At 63.8% G+C, this 19,820-nt stretch carries 16 protein-coding genes; 7 read left to right on the top strand and 9 right to left on the bottom strand.

Annotated features, from left to right (window positions below; all coding sequences use genetic code 11):
- Position 1: 1 nt before the first annotated feature.
- Positions 2 to 1,015, top strand: a complete 1,014-nt coding sequence (locus tag DKK67_RS12230) for a YheT family hydrolase (RefSeq protein WP_111496601.1) — start codon at positions 2 to 4, stop codon at positions 1,013 to 1,015.
- A 3-nt stretch (positions 1,016 to 1,018) separates the two neighbouring features.
- Here the strand turns inward: DKK67_RS12230 and DKK67_RS12225 are convergent, their stop codons facing one another.
- Positions 1,019 to 1,660 (bottom strand): arylesterase, encoded by a 642-nt coding sequence (locus DKK67_RS12225; protein ID WP_322873911.1) that lies wholly within the window; start codon positions 1,658 to 1,660, stop codon positions 1,019 to 1,021.
- Positions 1,661 to 1,754: 94 nt separating this feature from the next.
- On the opposite strand from DKK67_RS12225, the gene DKK67_RS12220 reads away from it, so the two are divergent.
- Both DKK67_RS12220 and DKK67_RS12215 read left to right on the top strand, forming a co-directional pair.
- Complete coding sequence (locus DKK67_RS12220; RefSeq protein ID WP_228160586.1) at positions 1,755 to 2,468, top strand: ABC transporter ATP-binding protein; 714 nt, start codon at positions 1,755 to 1,757, stop codon at positions 2,466 to 2,468.
- Positions 2,465 to 4,951, top strand: a complete 2,487-nt coding sequence (locus DKK67_RS12215) for an ABC transporter permease (protein ID WP_111496599.1) — start codon at positions 2,465 to 2,467, stop codon at positions 4,949 to 4,951. Before DKK67_RS12220 ends, DKK67_RS12215 begins: the two co-directional genes overlap by 4 nt.
- A gap of 9 nt (positions 4,952 to 4,960) precedes the next feature.
- Here DKK67_RS12215 and DKK67_RS12210 read toward each other — a convergent pair whose 3' ends face one another.
- The 5 genes from DKK67_RS12210 to gap all read right to left on the bottom strand — a co-directional run bounded on the left by DKK67_RS12210 (position 4,961) and on the right by gap (position 10,560).
- The gene (locus DKK67_RS12210; RefSeq protein ID WP_228160585.1) at positions 4,961 to 5,722 is read right to left on the bottom strand and encodes a substrate-binding periplasmic protein; all 762 of its coding nucleotides are present in this window, start codon (positions 5,720 to 5,722) and stop codon (positions 4,961 to 4,963) included.
- A gap of 202 nt (positions 5,723 to 5,924) precedes the next feature.
- Positions 5,925 to 7,112, bottom strand: a complete 1,188-nt coding sequence (locus tag DKK67_RS12205) for an iron-containing alcohol dehydrogenase (RefSeq protein WP_111496597.1) — start codon at positions 7,110 to 7,112, stop codon at positions 5,925 to 5,927.
- The gene (locus DKK67_RS12200; protein WP_111496596.1) at positions 7,109 to 7,657 is read right to left on the bottom strand and encodes a hypothetical protein; all 549 of its coding nucleotides are present in this window, start codon (positions 7,655 to 7,657) and stop codon (positions 7,109 to 7,111) included. The genes DKK67_RS12205 and DKK67_RS12200 overlap by 4 nt, the downstream gene beginning before the upstream one ends.
- Before the next feature lie 336 nt (positions 7,658 to 7,993).
- Entirely contained in the window at positions 7,994 to 9,442 is a 1,449-nt protein-coding gene (gene pyk / locus DKK67_RS12195) for a pyruvate kinase (protein WP_111496595.1), read from the bottom strand.
- A gap of 113 nt (positions 9,443 to 9,555) precedes the next feature.
- Positions 9,556 to 10,560 carry a type I glyceraldehyde-3-phosphate dehydrogenase gene (gene gap, locus DKK67_RS12190; protein ID WP_111496594.1) on the bottom strand — a complete coding sequence of 335 codons (1,005 nt, stop codon included), beginning with the start codon at positions 10,558 to 10,560 and terminating at the stop codon, positions 9,556 to 9,558.
- A gap of 326 nt (positions 10,561 to 10,886) precedes the next feature.
- Here gap and edd point away from each other — a divergent pair, with 326 nt between their 5' ends.
- The 3 genes from edd (at position 10,887) to DKK67_RS12175 (ending at position 14,379) form a co-directional block, all read left to right on the top strand.
- Entirely contained in the window at positions 10,887 to 12,707 is a 1,821-nt protein-coding gene (gene edd, locus DKK67_RS12185) for a phosphogluconate dehydratase (protein WP_111496593.1), read from the top strand.
- On the top strand, positions 12,704 to 13,690 hold the full coding sequence (glk, locus tag DKK67_RS12180; RefSeq protein WP_228160584.1) for a glucokinase: 987 nt from the start codon (positions 12,704 to 12,706) through the stop codon (positions 13,688 to 13,690). The genes edd and glk overlap by 4 nt, the downstream gene beginning before the upstream one ends.
- A gap of 128 nt (positions 13,691 to 13,818) precedes the next feature.
- The gene (locus tag DKK67_RS12175; protein WP_111496592.1) at positions 13,819 to 14,379 is read left to right on the top strand and encodes an LOG family protein; all 561 of its coding nucleotides are present in this window, start codon (positions 13,819 to 13,821) and stop codon (positions 14,377 to 14,379) included.
- A gap of 35 nt (positions 14,380 to 14,414) precedes the next feature.
- Here DKK67_RS12175 and DKK67_RS12170 read toward each other — a convergent pair whose 3' ends face one another.
- Positions 14,415 to 15,665 (bottom strand): ABC transporter substrate-binding protein, encoded by a 1,251-nt coding sequence (locus DKK67_RS12170; protein ID WP_111496591.1) that lies wholly within the window; start codon positions 15,663 to 15,665, stop codon positions 14,415 to 14,417.
- Positions 15,666 to 15,918: 253 nt separating this feature from the next.
- Here DKK67_RS12170 and DKK67_RS12165 point away from each other — a divergent pair, with 253 nt between their 5' ends.
- Positions 15,919 to 17,118 (top strand): M24 family metallopeptidase, encoded by a 1,200-nt coding sequence (locus DKK67_RS12165; RefSeq protein ID WP_111496590.1) that lies wholly within the window; start codon positions 15,919 to 15,921, stop codon positions 17,116 to 17,118.
- Here DKK67_RS12165 and glpD read toward each other — a convergent pair.
- Positions 17,104 to 18,618, bottom strand: coding sequence for a glycerol-3-phosphate dehydrogenase (gene glpD, locus DKK67_RS12160; RefSeq protein WP_111496589.1), 1,515 nt, complete (start codon positions 18,616 to 18,618; stop codon positions 17,104 to 17,106). The two genes, DKK67_RS12165 and glpD, sit on opposite strands and share 15 nt — an antisense overlap.
- A 154-nt stretch (positions 18,619 to 18,772) precedes the next feature.
- A complete protein-coding gene (locus tag DKK67_RS12155) occupies positions 18,773 to 19,531 on the bottom strand; it encodes a DeoR/GlpR family transcriptional regulator (protein WP_111496588.1) in 759 nt (252 codons plus the stop codon).
- Between the last annotated feature and the right edge of the window lie 289 nt (positions 19,532 to 19,820).

Genomic DNA, 19,820 nt, shown 5'->3' with positions numbered 1-19,820 from the left:
CATGACCGGTCATTTTTCCCGCAGTTATCCCGTGCCATCCACTCTCGTTTCCACCGCGCGCAGCTATCGGCCGCCGCTGTGGCTGCGTTCCGGGCACCTGCAGTCGGTATGGCCCACGCTGTTCCGGCGGGTCGCGCTGAGCGAGCCGGAAAGCGCTGTGGTGGATACGCCCGACGGTGACCAGCTCCACCTGGACTGGTACCGCCAGGGCAGCGACCGGCTGGCAATTCTGTCCCACGGGTTGGAGGGCCACAGCCAGCGCCCCTATATCCAGGGCCTGGCGCGCGGCCTGCTGGCGGACGGCTGGGACGTGCTGGCCTGGAATTTCCGCTCGTGCGGCGGGCGCATGAACCGGCTTCCGCGTTTTTATCACAGCGGCGCGACGGAAGACCTGGATGTGGTGGTCCGGCACGCGCTGGCGGCGGAGCCGGCGTATCAGCATCTGGGGCTGTCCGGTTTTTCCATGGGCGGCAACCTCACCATGCTTTACCTGGCCCAGCAGGGCGAGCGCATCGATAGCCGTATCCGGGGCGCCGTGACCTTTTCCGTGCCCTGTGACCTGGCCGGCAGTGCCGAAGTCCTGGGCTGGCGCAGCCGCCGGATCTATATGCAGCGCTTCCTGGGGGATCTGCGGATCAAGATGGAAGAAAAGGCGCGTCTGTTCCCGGACCAGATCCGCATGGACGGCTTCGACGACATTCGCAACTTTCACCAGTTTGATGACCGCTACACGGCGCCTTTGCACGGCTTCCGCGACGCCCGGGACTACTGGGCCCAGGCCTCGTGCCTGCCGCGGCTGCCCGAGATCCGGGTGCCGTCGCTGATCGTCAACGCCGCCGATGACCCTTTCCTGTCACCGGCCTGTTTCCCGGAGCGGCGCCGCAAGCTGGGGGCCTGGGTGACCCTGGAAGTGCCGCGCTGGGGCGGCCATGTGGGCTTCGTGGAGGTGGCCCGGGACGGCTATTACTGGTCCGAACGCCGGGCGCTGAGCTTCCTGCGCGGGCTTGTTGAATGATCTTCAGTTGGCCCCGGTCGTATTCTGTAGCATGGGGTGCAGGTGCGGCCAGACGTTGTCCAGCAGCTGCGGCTGGCCCGCTGCCGTGGGGTGTATGCCGTCGTCCTGCATGAAGCCGTCGCGGTTGTAGATGCCGTCGAGGAAAAACGGCACCAGCTCGGCGCCGCTGTTCTCGGCGATGGTGGGGTAGATGGCGGCGAAGGCCCTGGTGTAGCGCTCGCCGTAGTTCGGCGGCATCTGCATGCCCACCAGCAGGACCCGGGCGCCGGCGGCCTGGGACAGTTCGGTCATGCGGGCCAGGTTTTCCTGGGTGACGTTGGGCGGAAAGCCCCTTAGACCGTCGTTGCCGCCCAACTCGATGATCACCACTTCGGGTTCGTGCTGCTCCAGCAGGCCGGGTAACCGGCGCAGGCCGCCGTCGGTGGTTTCACCGCTGATGCTGGCGTTGGCCACGGTCCACTGGCTGAATCCCTCGCGGTCCAGTCGTTGCCGCAAGAGCGATACCCAGGCTTTTTCCGTGTCGACGCCGTAGCTGGCACTGAGGCTGTCACCCATGATCAGCAGGGTCGAGGCGCCGGCCGGGACGGCAATCGTGAACAGGCTGCATAGGGTCAATAAGTAAAAAGTGATTGATCTCAGGAACATGTATACCGTATCCATTGTCAGATAAAACTATTCTCAGTCGATCATGCCGATTGACCGATGATATTCCAATCAGTTCTACCGTCGAGGAGGTTCCGTGGCAACGGAGAACGACATACTCAAGGTAACCGACCTGACCCACGAAGTGGATCTGGGGCAGGATTCTCTGCGCATCCTGCATGGCATCAACCTGTCGATCCGCAAGGGCGAGTCAGTGGCCATCGTGGGCCGTTCCGGCTCGGGCAAGACGACGCTGCTCGGCCTGCTGGCCGGTCTGGATACCCCGAGCCATGGTCAGGTCGAGCTCGACGGTCAGCCGATCAGCCGCCTCAGCGAGGACGAGCGGGCCAGCCTGCGGGCCGAGCGGGTCGGCTTCGTGTTCCAGTCGTTCCAGCTGCTGCCGGCGCTGACCGCGTTGGAGAACGTGATGCTGCCGCTGGAACTGGCCGGGCAGAGCGATGCCGCGAGCCAGGCGACGGAGCTGTTGCAGCGTGTCGGGCTGGGCGAGCGGCTTGAGCACACCCCGCGCCAGCTGTCCGGCGGCGAGCAGCAGCGCGTTGCCATCGCCCGGGCGTTCGCCGCGCGGCCCAGAATCCTGTTCGCCGACGAGCCCACCGGCAATCTCGACAACAACACCGGCCAGGCGGTATCCGACCTGCTGATGGCGTTGAACCGCGAACAGGGCACCACGCTGGTGATGGTGACTCACGATGAGCAACTGGCCGCCCGCTGCCAGCGTCAGTTCCATATTGATGCGGGTGAGCTGACCGAGCCGGCCGCCACGACGGCACCGGAGGCGGCGGTTTCATGAGTCAGGGATCAAGCCTCTCCCACACCGGCCGGGACTGGCGCCAGCGCGACGTGCGGGTGCTGGTGGCGGCCCTGGTGATCGCGGTGGCCACGGTGGCCACCATCGCCCTTTACGCCAGCCACCTGGAGCGCACCCTGGTCACCTCGGCCAGCGCCTTCCTGGCCGGCGACCGTCAACTGGAGAGCGAGAACGGCGAGCCCATTCCCCAAACCTGGCGGGACGAAGCCGAACGCCGCGGCATCGCCACCGCCAGGATGGTGGAGTTCTCCACCATGGTGTTTGGCGCCGGCAACTTCCAGTTGGTGTCGGTCAAGGCGGTCAGTGACGCTTATCCGCTGCGCGGGGAAGTCGAGTTCCAGACCGGCCCTGATGCGTCCCGCCAGATGGTGGGGCATGGCCCGGCGCCCGGTGAGGTCTGGGTCAATCCGCGTCTGCTGCGCCTGCTGGATCTGGACATCGGCGGCCAGGTGGAAGTCGGCAACCGCTCGCTGACGGTCAGCGGGCTGTTGATCCGCGAACCGGACGGCGGCTTCAGCATGTCGGCGCTGGCGCCGCGCATCATGATGCACGCCGACGACGTGGCCAGCACCGGTGTGATCCAGCAGGGTAGCCGGGTTGAGTACGTCAATCTGTTCGCCGGCGAATCCGATGCCCTGGATGCCTTCTACGCCTGGCTGCAGCCGCGCTTCGGGCCCAGTCACGAATGGGAAAGCATTGAGGATGGCGAAGCGCTGTCGGATTCACTGAGCAAGGCGCGTCGTTTCCTGTTGCTGGGCGGCAGCCTGGCGGTGTTGCTGGCGGCGGTCGCTGTGGCGGTGGCCAGTCGCCAGTACGCGATGGGCCAGCGCGATACCGTGGCCCTGCTCAAGACCCTGGGCGTCCCCGGGCGCCGGATCAGCCGGATGTACCTGGGGCGGCTGGTGCTCTGGGGCGTCGTGGGCACCGCGCTGGGCATCCTGGTGGCGTTGCCGATCTTCTGGGGGCTGGCATCGTTGACCGCCGAACTGCTGGAGCGGGACGCGGACTACAGCGTTGACCTTCTCGCGCTGGGGCCGGCGCTGATCACCGCGCTGGTGGCATTGTTGGCGTTCGCGTTTCCGCCTATCCAGCGGCTGCGCCAGGTGCCGGCTATGCGGGTGCTGCGGGCCCAGCCGGGGGAGGCCGGACGCGGCGTGCTGCGGGACGGCCTGATTGCCCTGGTGGCGATCTTCGGACTGGTCTGGCTCTACGCCGGGGAAATCTGGCTGGTGCTTGCCCTGTTGGGTGGTCTGGCGGCTCTGCTGTCGGTGCTCGGCGTGCTGGGCTGGCTGCTGGTGCTGGGCCTGCGCCGGATCGTCGGTGGCGGCAACGCCTGGCGGTTGGCGCTGGTGGGGCTGTATCGCCACCGCAAGGCCAGTCTGTCCCAGATTGCCGTGTTCTCGATGACGCTCATGCTGGCGGCCACGCTGATCCTGGTGCGCTCGTCCCTGCTGGACGACTGGCAGGCGCAATTGCCCGAGGACGCGCCCAACCATTTCCTGATCAACATCGGCCCGGAAGCGGTGGGTGACGTACGCGGCTTCCTGGACGGTCACGACCTGTCCACCGATACCCTGTACCCGATGGTGCGCGGCCGTCTGACCACCATCAACGGCGAACCGGTGCGCGAGGTGGTGAGCAAGGATCAGAGCGTTGGTGCCCTGAACCGCGAGCTGAACCTGACCTGGATGGAGGACCTGCCGGACGATAACCGCATCGTACGCGGACAGTGGTTCGCGCCGGAGGCGACCGAGGGGCTATCGATCGAGGCAGAGCTGGCAAGCGAGCTGGGCGTGGATCTGGGAGATCGGCTGGGCTTCACCATCGGCTCCCAGACCATCGAGCAGCCGGTCACCAGCGTGCGCACGGTGCAGTGGGACAGCATGAAACCCAACTTCTACATGGCGTTCCCGCCGGGTGGCGCACTGGACGGGTTGCCGGCCACCTGGATCACCAGCTTCCATCTGGACCCGTCGCGTAAGCCGATCCTGAACGACTTCACCCGCCAGTTCCCGACCATTTCGGTGTTGGAGATCGACCACATCATCGACCGCATCCGCGAGATCGTGCAGCAGGTGACCCAGGCCATCGAGGCCATCCTGGCGATGATCCTGGCGGCGGCCGTGGTGGTCATGGCGGCGGTCGTCAGCGCCACGCTGCAGGATCGCCAGCGCGAGGGCGCGCTACTGCGTACCCTGGGCGGGCGCCAGCGGCTGCTGGTGAACAGCACGATGCTGGAATTCGCGCTGCTGGGGGCGTTTGCCGGGATTCTCGGCGTGGTCGCGGCGGAAGTGGCCGTCTGGGCACTGCAGTATCGGATGTTCCAGGGGACCTTCCAATGGCACTGGCAGGTGGTGGTGATGTTGCCTCTGGTCAGTGCCGCGGTGCTGGCGGTGTTTGGTCGCTGGCAGCTCAATCCGGTGTTGCGGGTCTCGCCCATGTTGTTGCTGCGGCGCCTCGAGTGACGAGCGAGGTCAGCGGTAGCTGGTGATGATACGATCCAGCTCGCCGCTGGCGCGCAGCGCTTCCAGTTCCCGGTCGAAGTCGTCGGCGAAGCCGGCGATACCGGGGCGGACCATTAGGCGCAGCCCGAAGTCGGTGAGCGCGTTGACACTGGTATTGAAGCGACCTTTCCAGCCGTTCTCTCGGATCAGCCAGTGGCCCACGAGTTCGTCGGCAATCGCGACGTCGAAACGGTCCTCGCCGTAGAGCAGGTAGCTGAAAATATCCCGGTCCTTGGGCACGTCGAAGCGCTGGGCGCGTCCGGACTCGAACATCTCTTTCAGGTAGGGGTAGCGGTAGCCCAGGTGGGTGAGCACGGTCATGCCCTGCAGGTCCGCCGGCACCTGGTAGTCAAATGGCGCGCCGTCGACCGTGAAGAAGACTTCACGCACCCGCACGATGGGCGCGGAGAACACGAAATGCTCCGGGTGGGCGGTCCATTCCCGGGCCCGCGCCGTGGCGTCGATGTAGCCTTCGAGCAGCATGCGATCGACCCGTTTGCGCGGGATCATGTGAGGTTCGACCCGGTAGTCCAGGCGCTCGCAAACGCTGGTGATCACATCCCAGACGATGCCGGAAACCTGTTTGTCATCGACGATGATGTAAGGCGGGTAGCCGGCGGGGGATACGTTGAACTTGAGGACGTGGTCGTTTCCGGTGTCTGCCGCTGCGGGCGTGTGGGCGATCAATAGCGTCGCCAGCACGAAGGCCGAGCGAAGGAATACTCGCAGCATGAGTGGTCTAGCCTGCAAAACCATGCCGGAAAGGGCGATGATCGATCCTCGATCGGTCGAATTTTCCGGCGCTTTATCGTTTTTAGGCCTATCCCTGCCATTGCCGCAAGTTTGCCAGATATGACAGATGTCGTCTTGTTGTCAGTTCCCGTCATTGCAATTCGGGCGGACCCGGTGTTGGCCGCCGGGCCGCCATCGGTGTTCAGCCCCAGGCGCGTTTGAGTACGGCCATGGCGTCATCCAGTGTCACCTCCCGCGGGTTGAACATGATGGAGCCATCATCCAGCGCCGTGCGGGCGATCTGTTCGAGCTGTTCGGCCTCCACCTTGCCGGTTTCCTGCAGCGTGCGCGGCAGTTGGCAGCGGCGGTAGAGGTCGTCGCGCAACTTGCGGATGGTCGAGATGCATTCCTCGGCACGGCGGTTGGCCGGTGTGGTCGCGTAAACGTCGGGGCCGGCCATGTAGAGCAGCAGTTCGCTCAGTGGCTCGCGGATGGTGTCCAGGTTGTACTCCAGGGCGTAGGGCAGGTACAGACTCATGCACAGGCCGTGGGGCAGGTGGCAGATTGCGCCGGTGGCGTGACCCAGCGCGTGCACCAGGCCCACCATGGAGTTGGAGAAGGCGATGCCGGCCATGGTGGAGGCCTGGGCCAGTTCCAGGCGGGCATCGGCATTTTTGGGGTTATCCATCACAGTCAGCAGGTTGCCGCTGATTTTCCTGATGGCCGCTGTGGCATAGGCGTCGCTCAGCGGGTTCTTGGCCATGCAGGTGAAGGCTTCGGTGGCGTGGGTCAGGGCGTCCATCCCTGTGGCCGCGGTAATGTGCGGCGGCAGTGTCAGGGTCATGCGCGGATCGATGATCGCCGCATTGGGCAGCAGGAAAGAGGACGTAAACGGCAGTTTGACGGATTTGGCGGTATCGGCAATCACGGCGACCGAGGTCACCTCCGACCCGGTGCCGGCGGTGGTGGGCACCACGAAGAAGGGTTTCAGTGGGTGCTTGAGGACGCCGGCGCCGGCGTAGGTGGACAGATCGTCACCGCCTTCGGACACCAGGATATTGACCGCCTTCGCGGTGTCGATGGCCGATCCGCCGCCCACGGCAATGATGGAGTCGCATTGCTCGCTGCGGTAGATGCCGGCGATGTCCCTGACCACATGGGTGGAGGAGTCCGGCGGTACATCGTCGTAGATGGTGACGATGTCCTGGCCGCCTTCCTCGCAGGCTTCGATGACCGGATCCAGCAGGCCGGCGGCGCGAACGCCCTTGTCGGTAATCAGCATGGGGCGGCCGGCGGCAAGCCCGGATAATTCGTAGGGAATGTGCTCCAGCGCAGCTTTGCCGGCGATGACTTTGACCGGACAGAAAAACTCGTAGTAGTTCTGGCTCATGATGCTCTCGCTGTCTCCAGGAATTGGCCCGCCACTTTGAGGTAGATGCGGGCGGCACTGAGTATTTTTTCCGGCAGCTTGAGGTTGGCCGGGTATTCCTTGACCGCGCGTTTGGCCACCAGCTTGGGCAGGATAAAGGCCTCCAGGCGGTTGAGGATGCGCGTCATACGGATGGCGTAGCCGATGTCGCCGTCCACCAGCATACGGTCGTTGGCAAAGGCCACGGAGGTCTTCTCCTGAAACGAGACCACCAGGAACGCGTGGGCGATGTGCTTGAATTCGATGGACAGGTCCACCGGTCGGGGCGATTCGTCGCCGTGAAAACGGAATTGGCCGTCGCCAATGTGCTCAATCACCAGGGCCGGGCCGTTGGGCCGGACTTTCATCTCGAACAGGAAACCCACCGGCAGCGCCCGGGCTTCCTCCCGCGCGGTTTCGTCGACTTCGCTGATGCCCTGCAACGCGCGTCCCATCACCTGGAACATCAACTCCACATACAGGCGCCTGGCCTGCAGCGCCATCGGTCTGAATGCCTTGCCTTGCATGGTGCTCTACCCGTGTTGTTGTGGTGTTAATCAATATTTAGAGCTTTTACTCTATTAAGTCAACTGGGCGGGCTGATGCGGGGCTGTCGAAACGGGCCAACGCATTTTCAGGTCATGCGGCACGTGCGTTAGCCAGTATCTGCGGTATGTGGAGCTGGTTTAGGGGCGTCTTTTTTCGGAAAGTGCTGAAAGGTGCCGACAGGTTGGAGCAGGGCGGCTGTGCGAGAGAGAAAAGAGGGGAAAAAGGGCAGCCTGACCAACGGAACAAGCCAGGCCGCCAAGTCTACGATGGTTGGAGCACCACGCAGTCGTCAATTAAGAGAGAGTGAGCGGGGCTTACTGGATCGTTGAGCCCACGCGCAGGATTTTCATGGTGTTGGTGCCGCCCTGGGCGTTGACGTAATCGCCCTTGGTCATCACCACCAGGTCGCCGTCCCGGACCACGCCGCGCTCGATCAGTTCTTCCACGGCGCGGGCGTTGATTTCTTCATTGGGCATCGGCTTGGAGTCGAACGGCACGGTTTGCACACCGCGGTACAGCGCCACCTTGTGCTGGGTGCTGTGGTGCCGGGACAGGGCAAAAATCGGCAGACTCGACTTGATGCGCGACATCAGCAGCGGTGTTGCCCCGGTTTCCGTCAGGCAAATGATGGCGGTCACGCCTTCCAGGTGGTTGGCCGCGTACATCGCCGACAGGGCAATAGCTTCGTCCACCCGCTCCATGCTCTCGTGGATGCGGTGCTTGGACTGGTGCATGGAGGGCTGCTTTTCCGCGCCCAGGCAAATGCGCACCATGGATTCCACGGCTTCCTTGGGGTAGTCGCCCACGGCGGTTTCCGCCGACAGCATGACGGCGTCGGTGTAGTCCATCACCGCGTTGGCCACGTCAGAGACTTCCGCCCGGGTCGGCATCGGGTTCTCGATCATCGATTCCATCATCTGGGTGGCGGTGATCACCACGCGATCCAGGCTGCGGGCCCGGTTGATGATGTGTTTCTGCACGCCGACCAGCTCGGCGTCACCGATTTCCACGGCCAGGTCGCCGCGTGCCACCATCACCGCGTCCGACGCTTCGATAACGGCATCCAGCTGTTCCGGGTTGTGGGCCAGCTCGGCGCGTTCGATCTTGGCCACCAGCGCGGCGTTCGAGCCGGCCTCGCGCAGCAGGGTGCGGGCGGTATGCATGTCGTCCGCCGTGCGCACGAAGGACACCGCCACGTAGTCGGCATTGAGCGCCGCAGCGGTCTTGATGTCCTGTTTGTCCTTCTCGGTCAGGGCGTCGGCTGACAGGCCGCCGCCGCGCTTGTTCAGGCCCTTGTTGTTTGACAGGGGGCCGCCGATCAGCACGCGCGAGGCGATGCTGTGGTCGTCCACCGACTCCACTTCCATCTCGATGCGGCCGTCGTCCAGCACCAGGATGTCGCCCGGCTTCACGTCGTCGATCAACTGTTCGTAGTCGATGCCCACGCGCTCGCTGTCGCCGGCCTCCTTGTCCATGGCGGCGTCCAGCACGAAAGTCTGCCCGGCCTGCAGCGTGATCTTGTTCTCCGCAAAGCGGGCGATGCGCAGCTTGGGCCCCTGCAGGTCGGCCAGCAGGGCCACGAAGCGACCCTGAGCCTTGGCTGTCTCGCGAACCCGGCGGGCGCGGTCGATGTGGTCCTCGGCGCTGCCATGGGAGAAATTGAGGCGGGTGACGTCAACGCCGGCGGCGATGATGGCGGCCAGCGAGTCGGAAGAATCCGTGGCCGGGCCGAGTGTGGCGACGATTTTTGTACGCCTGAGCATGAAGTGTCCTCTGATACTGGGTGGGGCGCCGCGGCGATCCGGCAAGCGGAACGTCGAGCTGGCCGGCGCGGAACCCCCTGAATGAGTGAAGCGTTTGCTGGTCCGTCCGCGTCTTACTTTCCCGTCGCCATCAGCGCGCGGGTGTTGTCGAGCATGCGGTTGGAGAAGCCCCACTCATTGTCGTACCAGGCCATGACTTTAATTTGACGGCCCAGGGCGCGGGTGTGGTTGGCATCGTACACGCTCGACAGGGCGGAGTGGTTGAAATCAATGCTGACCAGCTTTTCCTCATTGTAGCCCAGTACCGGGTTCTGCTCGGCGGCCTTGCGCACCAGCTCGTTGATCTCCTCGACGCTGGTGTCGCGGCTGGCGACGAAGCTGAAATCCACGAGAGAGACATTGATGGTCGGCACCCGCACGGCGAGGCCATCGAGCTTGCCATCTAGGTCCGGCAGCACCTTACCGATCGCCGCGGCGGCACCGGTCTTGGTCGGGATCATGGACTGGGTGGCCGAACGGGCGCGGTACAGGTCCTTGTGATAGACGTCGCTGAGCTTCTGGTCGTTGGTGTAGGAGTGGATCGTGGTCATCAGACCGGTTTCGATACCCACACCTTCGTGAATCGCCTTGACCACCGGTGCCAGGCAGTTGGTTGTGCAGGAGGCGTTGGAAATGATCTTGTGCTCGGAAGTCAGGGTATCGTCGTTGACGCCGTATACAATCATGGCGTCGGCATCGCCGGAGGGCGCGGAAATGATCACTCGGCCGGCGCCGGCGCTCAGGTGGGCCGCGGCCTTGTCGCGGGATGTGAACAGCCCCGTGCATTCGAGCACCACGTCCACGTGGTAGGCTTTCCAGGGAAGGTCTTCGGGATTGCGCTCGGCGTGGATGGCAATGCGATCGCCGTTGACGGTCAGGGATTCGGAATCGTGGGTGACGGTGCCGTTAAAACGGCCGTGCACACTGTCATACTTGAGCAGGTGTGCGTTGGTTTCGGCGTCGCCCAGATCGTTGATGGCGACAACCTGCATGTCCTCGCGGTAGTCATTTTCATAAAGGGCACGCAGAACGTTGCGGCCGATGCGTCCAAAACCGTTGATAGCGATGCGAATAGTCATGTCGGGCCTCCGCTGACTCTGATTATTTTGCTGGTCGGCGGCCTGAATGGAGTGAAAGGGTCATTCAGGTCGATTGTTTTTCATCCGATGTAGTAAACATAACAAAATAAATTTCGTCTATGTAGATTTTATCGTGAAATAGACAAAAAAATTACGTAGGATTACGGCCATTAAAGCGGCCATAGGCCGTAAACTGATTGAAAATTCGACAGCGTCGCGGTCCGGCCGTTCCCGGCCCATGAGAGCGGGCGCTTGAAGAGAGGCGTGAATCGGACGGACGCGGTGCGGCCGACGTCCGTCGATGCGACAATAATCAGGAGAGAGACATGCATCCGATTGTGGAAAAAGTAACCCAGCGGATAATCGAACGGAGCCGGGCGACCCGTGAGGACTACCTCCAGCGCATGGCCCAACTCGGGGAGCAGTCACCGCAGCGTGGTGTCCTCTCCTGCGGCAACCTGGCCCACGGCTTTGCCGCCTGCGGTCAGTCCGACAAGAACACCCTCAAACTGATGAACCAGGCCAACGTGGCCATCGTGTCGGCTTATAACGACATGCTCTCCGCACACCAGCCCTATGAAGGGTTTCCCGACCTGATCCGCAAGGCGGCGCACGGCATGGGCTCGGTGGCCCAGTTCGCCGGTGGGACCCCCGCCATGTGCGATGGCGTCACCCAGGGCCAGCCGGGTATGGAGCTGAGTCTGTTCTCCCGCGACGTGATTGCGATGAGCACCTCCGTCGCCCTGAGTCACAACATGTTCGACGCCACCCTGCTGCTGGGCATCTGCGACAAGATTGTGCCGGGACTGTTGATTGGCGCCCTGAGCTACGGCTACCTGCCCACCGCGCTGGTGCCGGCCGGGCCCATGCCATCGGGTCTGCCCAATAAGGAAAAGCAGCGCATTCGTCAGCTCTACGCCGAAGGCAAGGTGGGTAAGGACGAGCTGCTGGAGGCCGAGAGCCAGTCCTACCACAGCCCGGGCACCTGTACCTTCTATGGCACCGCCAACAGCAATCAGCTGCTGGTGGAAGTGATGGGGCTGCATTTGCCGGGTGCAGCGTTTATCCACCCCAACACCCCGCTGCGCGACGAGCTGACTCGCGAGGTGACCGAACAGGTGATTCGCCAGTCCCGCCCCAACGGCGGCACCCGGGGGCTGTGTGACGTGGTGGCGGAGAAGAACATCGTCAACGCCCTGGTGGCCCTGCTGGTGACCGGCGGTTCCACCAACCACACCATTCACTGGATCGCCATCGCCCGGGCGGCCGGTATCCTCATTGACTGGAACGACTACGCCGAGCTGTCCTCGGTGGTGCCGTCCATGACGCGCATCTACCCGAATGGCCAGGCGGATGTGAACGCCTTCCACGAGGCCGGTGGCACGCCGTTCCTGATCCGTGAGCTGCTGGCCCATGGCCTGCTGCACGAGGACGTGGAAACCATCATGGGCCACGGCCTGGATCGCTACACCCAGATGCCGTCGCTGGATAACGACAAACTGGTCTGGACGCCGTCTGCCGAGACCTCGGGTGATACCGACGTGCTCAGTTCCGCCGCCGAGCCGTTTGCGCCGGAAGGTGGTCTGCGCGTGCTGGACGGCAATCTGGGTCGTGGCGTGATCAAGACCTCCGCGGTCAAACCGGATCGCCACGTGATCCGCGCCCCGGCGGTGGTGCTCAACGACCAGAACGAGCTGGCCCAGGCGTTTGATGCCGGCGAACTGGACAAGGACTGCATCGTGGTGGTCCGCTTCCAGGGTCCGAAGGCCAACGGCATGCCCGAACTGCACAAGCTGACGCCGTACCTGGGCGTGCTGCAGGATCGTGGCTTCCGGGTGGCGCTGGTCACAGACGGTCGCATGTCCGGCGCCTCCGGCAAGGTCCCGGCGGCGATCCACGTCTATCCCGAAGCCCTCGACGGCGGCCCGCTGTCACGGGTCCGGGACGGCGATATCATCTGCCTGGATGCCAGCCAGGGTAAGCTGGACATCGAGGTATCCGATGACGAGCTGGCCCAGCGCGAGCAGGCGAAAGTCGATCTGTCGAGCTACCACACCGGTTACGGTCGCGAACTGTTCGGTTGGCTGCGCCGCTCTGCCGGCACGCCGGAAGAGGGGGCGAGCTTTTTCTGGAATCACGACGCATGACTGATCAATCCATGGTAGAGCTGGTCGGCGATATCGGGGGGACCAACGCCCGATTTGCGCTGGCCCGGGAAGGGGACGTGCGCCCCCACGCCATCGAGGTCCTGCCCTGTGGCGAATTCGACAACCTGGACGGTGCCATCCGCGCCTACATGGAGCGGGTCGGTGTCGAGCGGATCAAGGACGTGTGCCTGGCGGTCGCCGGGCCGGTGCCGTCGCCCAACGATCCCAACGCCCAGGTGCGGATGACCAACAACCACTGGCGTTTCGGCCTGCAGGTCATTCGCGAGCAGTTTGGCCTGCGTTCGTTCAAGGTGATCAATGACTTCACCGCCATGGCGCTGGGGGTGCCCCATGTACCCCAGGAGCACCTGATCCACGTCTGCGGCGGGCCGGGCGATGTGACGCGTGCGCGTCTGGTGATTGGGCCGGGCACCGGTCTGGGCGTTTCCGGGCTGGTGCCACTGCGTGATGGCTGGGTGCCGCTGATGACCGAAGGCGGGCACGTGGATTTTGCGCCCACCGACGAGGTGGAGATCGCTATCCTGCAGATCCTAAAAGCGCGCTTCGGTCGGGTTTCGGTCGAGCGGATCCTGTGCGGTCAGGGGCTGCTCAACCTGTACCAGGCCCATGCCGAGATACAGGGCGTGGCCGCGCCGCTGGATACCCCCGCCAAGATCACGGCGGCGGCGGTGTCCGACGCCGATTCACTGGCTCGACACGCGCTGCGTCATTTCTGCGAGATTCTGGGTCGCACCGCGGGCAACGCCGCGTTGACCCTGGGGAGCGTGGGCGGCGTGTACCTGTGCGGCGGAATCCTGCCGCGCTTCATCGAGTTCTTCCTGGAAAGCCCGTTCCAGGCCGCCTTTGAGGACAAGGGGCGCATGCGTCCGTTGATGGAGCGGACGCCGGTGCATGTGGTGACCGAACCCTACACCGGCCTGCTGGGCGCGGCGGAAGCGCTGCGTAACCCCGAAGTGTCCTGATTTGCCAACTACGCGGCGGGCCACGGACGGTCCGCTCGCGTTGTTTCCCGCCTGATGATCTGTTCTTATTAGCGTTCGCCTGAAGTCGCCCGGACGGGCGTGCGGACAATGGGAGGCCGATCCGATCTATGAAAGTCGCAGTATTCTGTGGGTCCAGCACCGGTAACGACCCGGTATTCGAGGAAGGCGCCCGCGCCATGGGGCAGGCCCTGGCCGAAGGCGGTCATACCCTGGTGTATGGCGGTGGCAAGGTCGGTCTGATGGGTGTCGTGGCGTCGGCGGTGATGGCACACGGTGGCGAGGCCATCGGTGTGATCCCGCGTATGCTCAAGGAGCGCGAAGTCGCCCACGATGGCCTGACCGAGCTCTACGTGGTCGACGACATGCACGAGCGCAAGGCCCGGATGAATTCCCTGGCCCAGGCGTTTGTGGCCATGCCGGGTGGCCCGGGCACGCTTGAGGAGATCTTCGAGGCCTGGACCTGGGCGCAACTGGGCTATCACGAGAAGCCTTGCGCCTTCTACAACATTGCCGGTTACTACGATCAGTTGCTGGGCTTTTTCGACACCATGTGCCAGCACGCTTTCCTCAAGGAGCCGTACCGCGACATGCTGGTTGTCGGTGATAATGCGGCCGAGATCCTGGCCGGATTCCAGCACTACAAATCGCCCCAGGCCAAGTGGCGCTGAGGCGAGGGGCGTGCCGTTCCTGATCGGCGTATCCGTCAGAGGCTGAGTGGCTTGCTGGCTTCCCGGCGTTCCTCCTGCCACTCTTCCAGTGTCTTGGCGGCTGTGTTGCCGTCCAGCGTGTCCACGATTTCGAAGTAGTCCGCGCCCATCGGATCGTCCATCACTTCCTCCCGGGTTTTGCTGCGCACCACGTAGACGGTCTGCACGTTCTGGTGATCGAAGGCGCGCCACTGCTGTTCGTCTTTCAGCAGGCTGTAGCGGTAGTCCTCAAGCGCGCGGATCACCGCCGACGTGTCGGTGGTGCCGGCGCGTTCCACGGCGTCCCGGTACTGGTGCAGAATGCTGTAGGCGGACGCCGCGGCCGAGGACGGGCGCATCTCGTAGCGCCGTGCGAATTCCTCCACAAACTGCCGGCCACGCGGGTAGTCATACTGGTAAGGCGCTTCCCAGACCCAGGGCGCCGCGCCGATAACGCCTTCCATGATGGTCGGCCCCACGTCCTGCGCCATGCCCAGGGTGAGGTTGGGCACCACGATCTGCATCTTGTCCTTCAGGCCCATCTCGTAGGCCAGGTTGAGGGCGCGCACCATGTCGTCGCCGAACAGCACCATCACCAGCACTTCCGGGTTGGCGGCGTCGGCTTTGTCCAGGGCGGCCTTGAAGTCTTTCAGGTAGGCGTTGGGAAAAGGCGTCTTGACCCCCGGATGGGCCTGGTCGTTACCGGTGTCGGTGAAGCGCCGCATGGAGGATTCGGTGGACCAGCCCCAGGTGTAATCGGCGGTGATGTAGAAGAATTTCTGCCCGGCGTAGCGATTCTGCAGGTGATGACTGATGGCCTTGGCCGCCATCCAGGCGTTGAAGGGTTCCCGGAACATGTGGCGGTGCCCGGCACTGCCGGTCGTGGCGTTGGAGTAGGTGAGGGTGCCGAAGTAGAGACGATCCCGCTTGCGGGCTTCCTCGCCCGAGGCGATGGCCACGGCACTGGATACGCCGCCGAAGACCATGGCGGCGTCTTCCTGGTCGATCAGCTCGGCGGTGTTGGCGGCGCCCTGTTTGGGATCGCTGCTGTTGTTGCGGATGACCAGTTCGATGGGTTTTCCGAGAATGCCGCCGGCCTGGTTGATTTCGTCGACGGCCATGAAGGCGCCGAGCCGTTCCTGCAGGCCCTGGTCCTTGTAGCGGCCGTTCTGCGGGTAGTTGAAGCCGATCTTGAGTGTGTCGGCGGCGTGAGTTGATACCGCGAATGCGAGCACAAGGCACGCACAGCAAAGACGCGTGAGTGACATGATGAACTTCTCCCTGGCCGCAGCGCCTGTCCACGCGCGAGGCCGCTTGTTGTTTTTGGATGGGTAAGTAGTTTCCACTATCGAGTCTGGGTAGGAGTCGACGCGGCATCAATGGGACTAACGTAAAAGATTGAGCAAGGAATTGTGTCGCCGGGTTACCCGATGTAAACATGGGTCGTCAGGGGCTGTGTGGGCGGCGAGAGTGCCGCGGACACGCAGTATCCCCGTTTCAGCCTGTCGCGGGAGATGACGGATGGATTTCAGAACCTACGCGGACACACTGGAAAAGGCGCTGGGCGGCCAGCGCGAGCGGGCGTTTTCAGAGGCGGAGTACGTACGCCGCTGCAGCGCCCTGGATGCGGCCCTCGAACAGGCCGGCCTGGACGCATTGCTGCTCACCAACCCCGCCGAGATCTACTACCTCACCGGCTACAATACCTTCGAAGTCTCCGTGCACACTGCGCTGGTCTATGCGCCCGGGTTTACCGCCCTGCAGGTGCCGTCGATCGAGACCGGCCCGGCGGTGGCTTGTGCCCGGGTGGATCGGGTGCTGGGCTATCGCTGGGAAGACCCGCGCGAAGTGGTCGAGCCGTTGGCCGAGGTGCTGGCCGGGCTGGGCCCGCGCTTGGGCGTCGATCTCTGGGGCGGTGGCCTGCGGCCGGGACTGTTGGCCATCCTGCGGGAGCGCTTGTCGGATCGCCAGTGGCAGGACATCGGCGGCTTGTTGGGGCCCATTCGCCGGGTCAAATCCGCTGAGGAGCTGGCCTGTCTGGAGGCGTCGGCGCGGATGACCGAGGCCGGCATCCAGGCGGCGCGGGAGGCGGTGCTGCCGGGCGTTACTGACAGCGCCGTCGCTGCTGCCGCAGCCGACGCCATGCACCGAGCCGGCAGCGAATTCATGAGCATGCAGCCCATCGTCGTTGCCGGAAGACGCAGCAGCATCATCCACACCAACCATCGGCGTTTTGCCATCCATTCGGGTGAGCCGGTGTTTATTGAACTGGGGGCGGCCTGCGAACGCTATACCGCGCCGATGATGCACACGGTCGTGGCCGGTGGCGAGCCGGTGAACGGGCGCATGGCGTCGCTGGCCGGAGCCTGCCGCGCAGTCTTCGAGGCCCTGGTTGCCCACATGGTGCCGGGCCGGACCTTCGATGCGGCGGCTGTGGCGGCCGAGATGGCCTGGCGCGAGTGGCAGGACCGGGCGTTCTTTTCCGGGGTGTACGGTTATACCGTCGGCGCGCAGTTCCCGCCTTCCTGGGTGGAAGGCAGTGGCTTTATCGCCCGCGGGCAGACGGACGTGTTCGAGCCTGGCATGGTGTTCCACTTGCCGCTGTGCCTGCGCGTGCCGGGGGAGTGGGGCATTGGCCTGAGCGAGACGGTGGTTGTGGAGTCCGGCGGCGCCCGGCCTGTCACCGGCAACCGGTGGGCGCTGGAATCAGGCGGTGGTTAGCGGTGCGGTAACCGTCTGGCTGTCCAGGTAGGCCTGGATGCCGCTCAGCTCGGCGGCGGTCAGACGCAGACCCAGCTTCGTGCGGCGCCAGACGATGTCCTCGGCGTCCACCGCCCACTCCTGATCGCGCAGGTAGTCGATCTCGCGGGCATAGAGGTTGGCGCCGAAATGCCGGCCCATGTCTTCCATCGAGTGGCAGCCATCGAGCAGTTTCCGGGTGCGCGTACCGTAGGTCCGCACGAAGCGGTGGAGCAGGCCGGATGGCACCCAGGGGTAGGCCGTCTTGAGCTCGTCGCGCAGGTCCTCCTGGCTTTCAAAATCGCCGCCGGGCAGGGTGGCGTCGCGGGTCCAGCCGTCGCCGGCGTCGGTGAAGAACTGGCTGATGCGGTCGGTGGCCGCCTCCGCGAGCTTGCGGTAGGTGGTGATCTTGCCGCCGAATACGGAAATCAGCGGCGCGTCGTCCTTGCCGCCATCGACTTCGAACGTATAGTCCCGTGATGCTTTCTGCGCCGATCCGCCTTCGTCGTCCATCAATGGCCGCACCCCGGAATAGGACCAGACCACATCCTCTGGCGTCAGCTTGTTGCGGAAATAGTCGTTGACGATACCGACCAGGTAATCCACTTCCTCCTCGGAAATGGTGGCCTTCTTCGGGTCTCCCTGATAGTCCACATCCGTGGTGCCGATCAGCGAGAAATCGTCCTCGTAGGGAATGACGAAAATGATGCGATCGTCGGCATTCTGCAGGATATAGGCTTCGGGTTCGGTATGGATGCGCGGCACCACGATGTGGCTGCCCTTGACCATACGGATCTGCTTGGGCGCCTGCATGCCCAGGGACTCCTTGAACAGCGAGCTGACCCAGGGGCCGGTCGCGTTGACCAGCGTCCTGCAGCGCGCCTGTTGCTCGTGGCCACTGCGCTCGTCCCGGAGTGTCACCTGCCAGTTCATGCCGTCCCGCTCTGCCTTGACGCAGCGGGTTCGGGTGCGCACCGTGGCGCCTTTTTCTTCCGCGGCCTTGGCGGTCAGGACCACCAGGCGGGCGTCGTCGACCCAGCCGTCGGAATACTCGAAGCCACGGGTGATCCCGGGGATCAGCGGGCTGTTGCCGTCAAAGCGAATGCCGTTGGAGCCGCGCAGCAACTCCCGTTTGGCCAGGTGGTCGTACAAAAACAGACCGGTACGGATCATCCAGGCGGGACGCAGGTGCGACTGGTAGGGCAGCCGGAAGCGCATTGGCCACATGATGTGCGGCGCGTTGCGCAGCAGGGCTTCCCGTTCCGCCAGAGCCTGGCGTACCAGCTTGAATTCGTAGTGTTCCAGATAGCGCAGCCCGCCGTGGATCAGCTTGCTGCTGGAGGAAGAGGTGGCTGACGCCAGGTCGTGCATCTCGCAGAGCAGCGTCTTCAGGCCCCGGCCTGCGGCATCCATAGCGATGCCGGTACCGTTGACGCCGCCGCCGATGACAATCAGGTCGTAGTCCGTGGTTGCCGATTGCATGCCGATGATCCTCTCGACCGCGCGGGCTGTGGCCGCCGGTTGGCGAAAAAGTGGACAATGCCTGCATTATGCGAAAAGCCGGGTGATTCGTAAAGGAAAACAACCGACAAAAAACGAACATTTTAGAAAACACCCAAAACGTCGGGTGTTTGCATCAGACCACGTGCAGGCGCACGTCGTTGTCGTCCAGCAGTTGGCGGATTTCCAGGGGCGGTGCCTGGTCGGTGAAGAAGTGGTCGGCCTGGGTAATGCTGCCCAGTCTTACCATGGCGTTGCGGCCGAACTTGGAGTGGTCGGCGGCCAGCAGCACTTGCTGGGAATTGGCCATAATGGTCTGGGCGACACGCACCTCGCGGTAGTCGAAATCGAGCAGGGAACCGTCCATGTGGATGCCGCTGATGCCGACGATGCCGAAATCCATCTTGAACTGGTTGATGAAATCCCGGGTCGCCTCGCCGACGATGCCGCCGTCGCGATTACGCACTTCGCCCCCGGCGATGATGATGCTGCAGTCTTCCCGGCTGGCGAGAATCGATGCCACATGCAGATTGTTGGTGACGACCTTGAGGTTGCTGTGACCCAGCAGGGCGCGGGCGATGGTCTCGGTGGTGGTGCCGATGTTGATGAACAGCGAGGCACCGTCGGGAATCATCCGCACCAGGCTCTGGGCGATGCGTTCCTTGGCTTCCAGCTCCATGATCTTGCGCGCCTGGTAAGCGGTGTTGACGGTACTGGAATCGACGCCCGCCCCGCCGTGATGGCGCCGCACGCGGCTCTGCCGGGCCAACTGGTTGAGGTCGCGGCGGATGGTCTGGGGCGTCACCTGAAAATGCTCCACCAGTTGTTCGGTGGTCACGAAGCCGGTCTTTTCGATCAGCTCCATGATCAGGTCCTGACGGTGTTTCTGTGCCATATCGGTTCGCCTGGTTCGTTTGCGCCGTGCGCAATGCGTGGCATTGAATGCCGGTAAATCATGAGATTACAGGGCAATCATAGCAGTCTGGCAAGTGCCTGGCCGGAATACGGGCGCCACGATCATCGTAAACGAAAAAATATTTGGATTCGTTTGCGAAAAGCGCAAGAATGCCCGCAGGGCTTTCAGGGAAATGGACCGGCGGGCATCCTGGGTCAAACCGCGTCGCCGGCTGTTTCCGCGAACCGAACAAGAACGCACGCCTTGGTGCGGCAACGTACTGGTGCAA

It is taken from the genome of Marinobacter bohaiensis (genome assembly GCF_003258515.1).
Lineage (GTDB): Bacteria > Pseudomonadota > Gammaproteobacteria > Pseudomonadales > Oleiphilaceae > Marinobacter_A > Marinobacter_A bohaiensis.
This window is presented reverse-complemented; position numbering and strand designations above follow the sequence as displayed.

Coding starts and splice junctions, on each gene's coding strand:
- edd (WP_111496593.1), top strand. CDS start 10,887: ATGCATCCGATTGTGGAAAAAGTAACCCAGCGGATAATCGAACGGAGC.
- DKK67_RS12230 (WP_111496601.1), top strand. CDS start 2: ATGACCGGTCATTTTTCCCGCAGTTATCCCGTGCCATCCACTCTCGTT.
- gap (WP_111496594.1), bottom strand. CDS start 10,560: ATGACTATTCGCATCGCTATCAACGGTTTTGGACGCATCGGCCGCAAC.
- DKK67_RS12170 (WP_111496591.1), bottom strand. CDS start 15,665: ATGTCACTCACGCGTCTTTGCTGTGCGTGCCTTGTGCTCGCATTCGCG.
- pyk (WP_111496595.1), bottom strand. CDS start 9,442: ATGCTCAGGCGTACAAAAATCGTCGCCACACTCGGCCCGGCCACGGAT.
- DKK67_RS12205 (WP_111496597.1), bottom strand. CDS start 7,112: ATGAGCCAGAACTACTACGAGTTTTTCTGTCCGGTCAAAGTCATCGCC.
- DKK67_RS12200 (WP_111496596.1), bottom strand. CDS start 7,657: ATGCAAGGCAAGGCATTCAGACCGATGGCGCTGCAGGCCAGGCGCCTG.
- DKK67_RS12225 (WP_322873911.1), bottom strand. CDS start 1,660: ATGTTCCTGAGATCAATCACTTTTTACTTATTGACCCTATGCAGCCTG.
- DKK67_RS12215 (WP_111496599.1), top strand. CDS start 2,465: ATGAGTCAGGGATCAAGCCTCTCCCACACCGGCCGGGACTGGCGCCAG.
- DKK67_RS12175 (WP_111496592.1), top strand. CDS start 13,819: ATGAAAGTCGCAGTATTCTGTGGGTCCAGCACCGGTAACGACCCGGTA.
- DKK67_RS12165 (WP_111496590.1), top strand. CDS start 15,919: ATGGATTTCAGAACCTACGCGGACACACTGGAAAAGGCGCTGGGCGGC.
- glpD (WP_111496589.1), bottom strand. CDS start 18,618: ATGCAATCGGCAACCACGGACTACGACCTGATTGTCATCGGCGGCGGC.
- DKK67_RS12210 (WP_228160585.1), bottom strand. CDS start 5,722: ATGCTGCGAGTATTCCTTCGCTCGGCCTTCGTGCTGGCGACGCTATTG.
- glk (WP_228160584.1), top strand. CDS start 12,704: ATGACTGATCAATCCATGGTAGAGCTGGTCGGCGATATCGGGGGGACC.
- DKK67_RS12155 (WP_111496588.1), bottom strand. CDS start 19,531: ATGGCACAGAAACACCGTCAGGACCTGATCATGGAGCTGATCGAAAAG.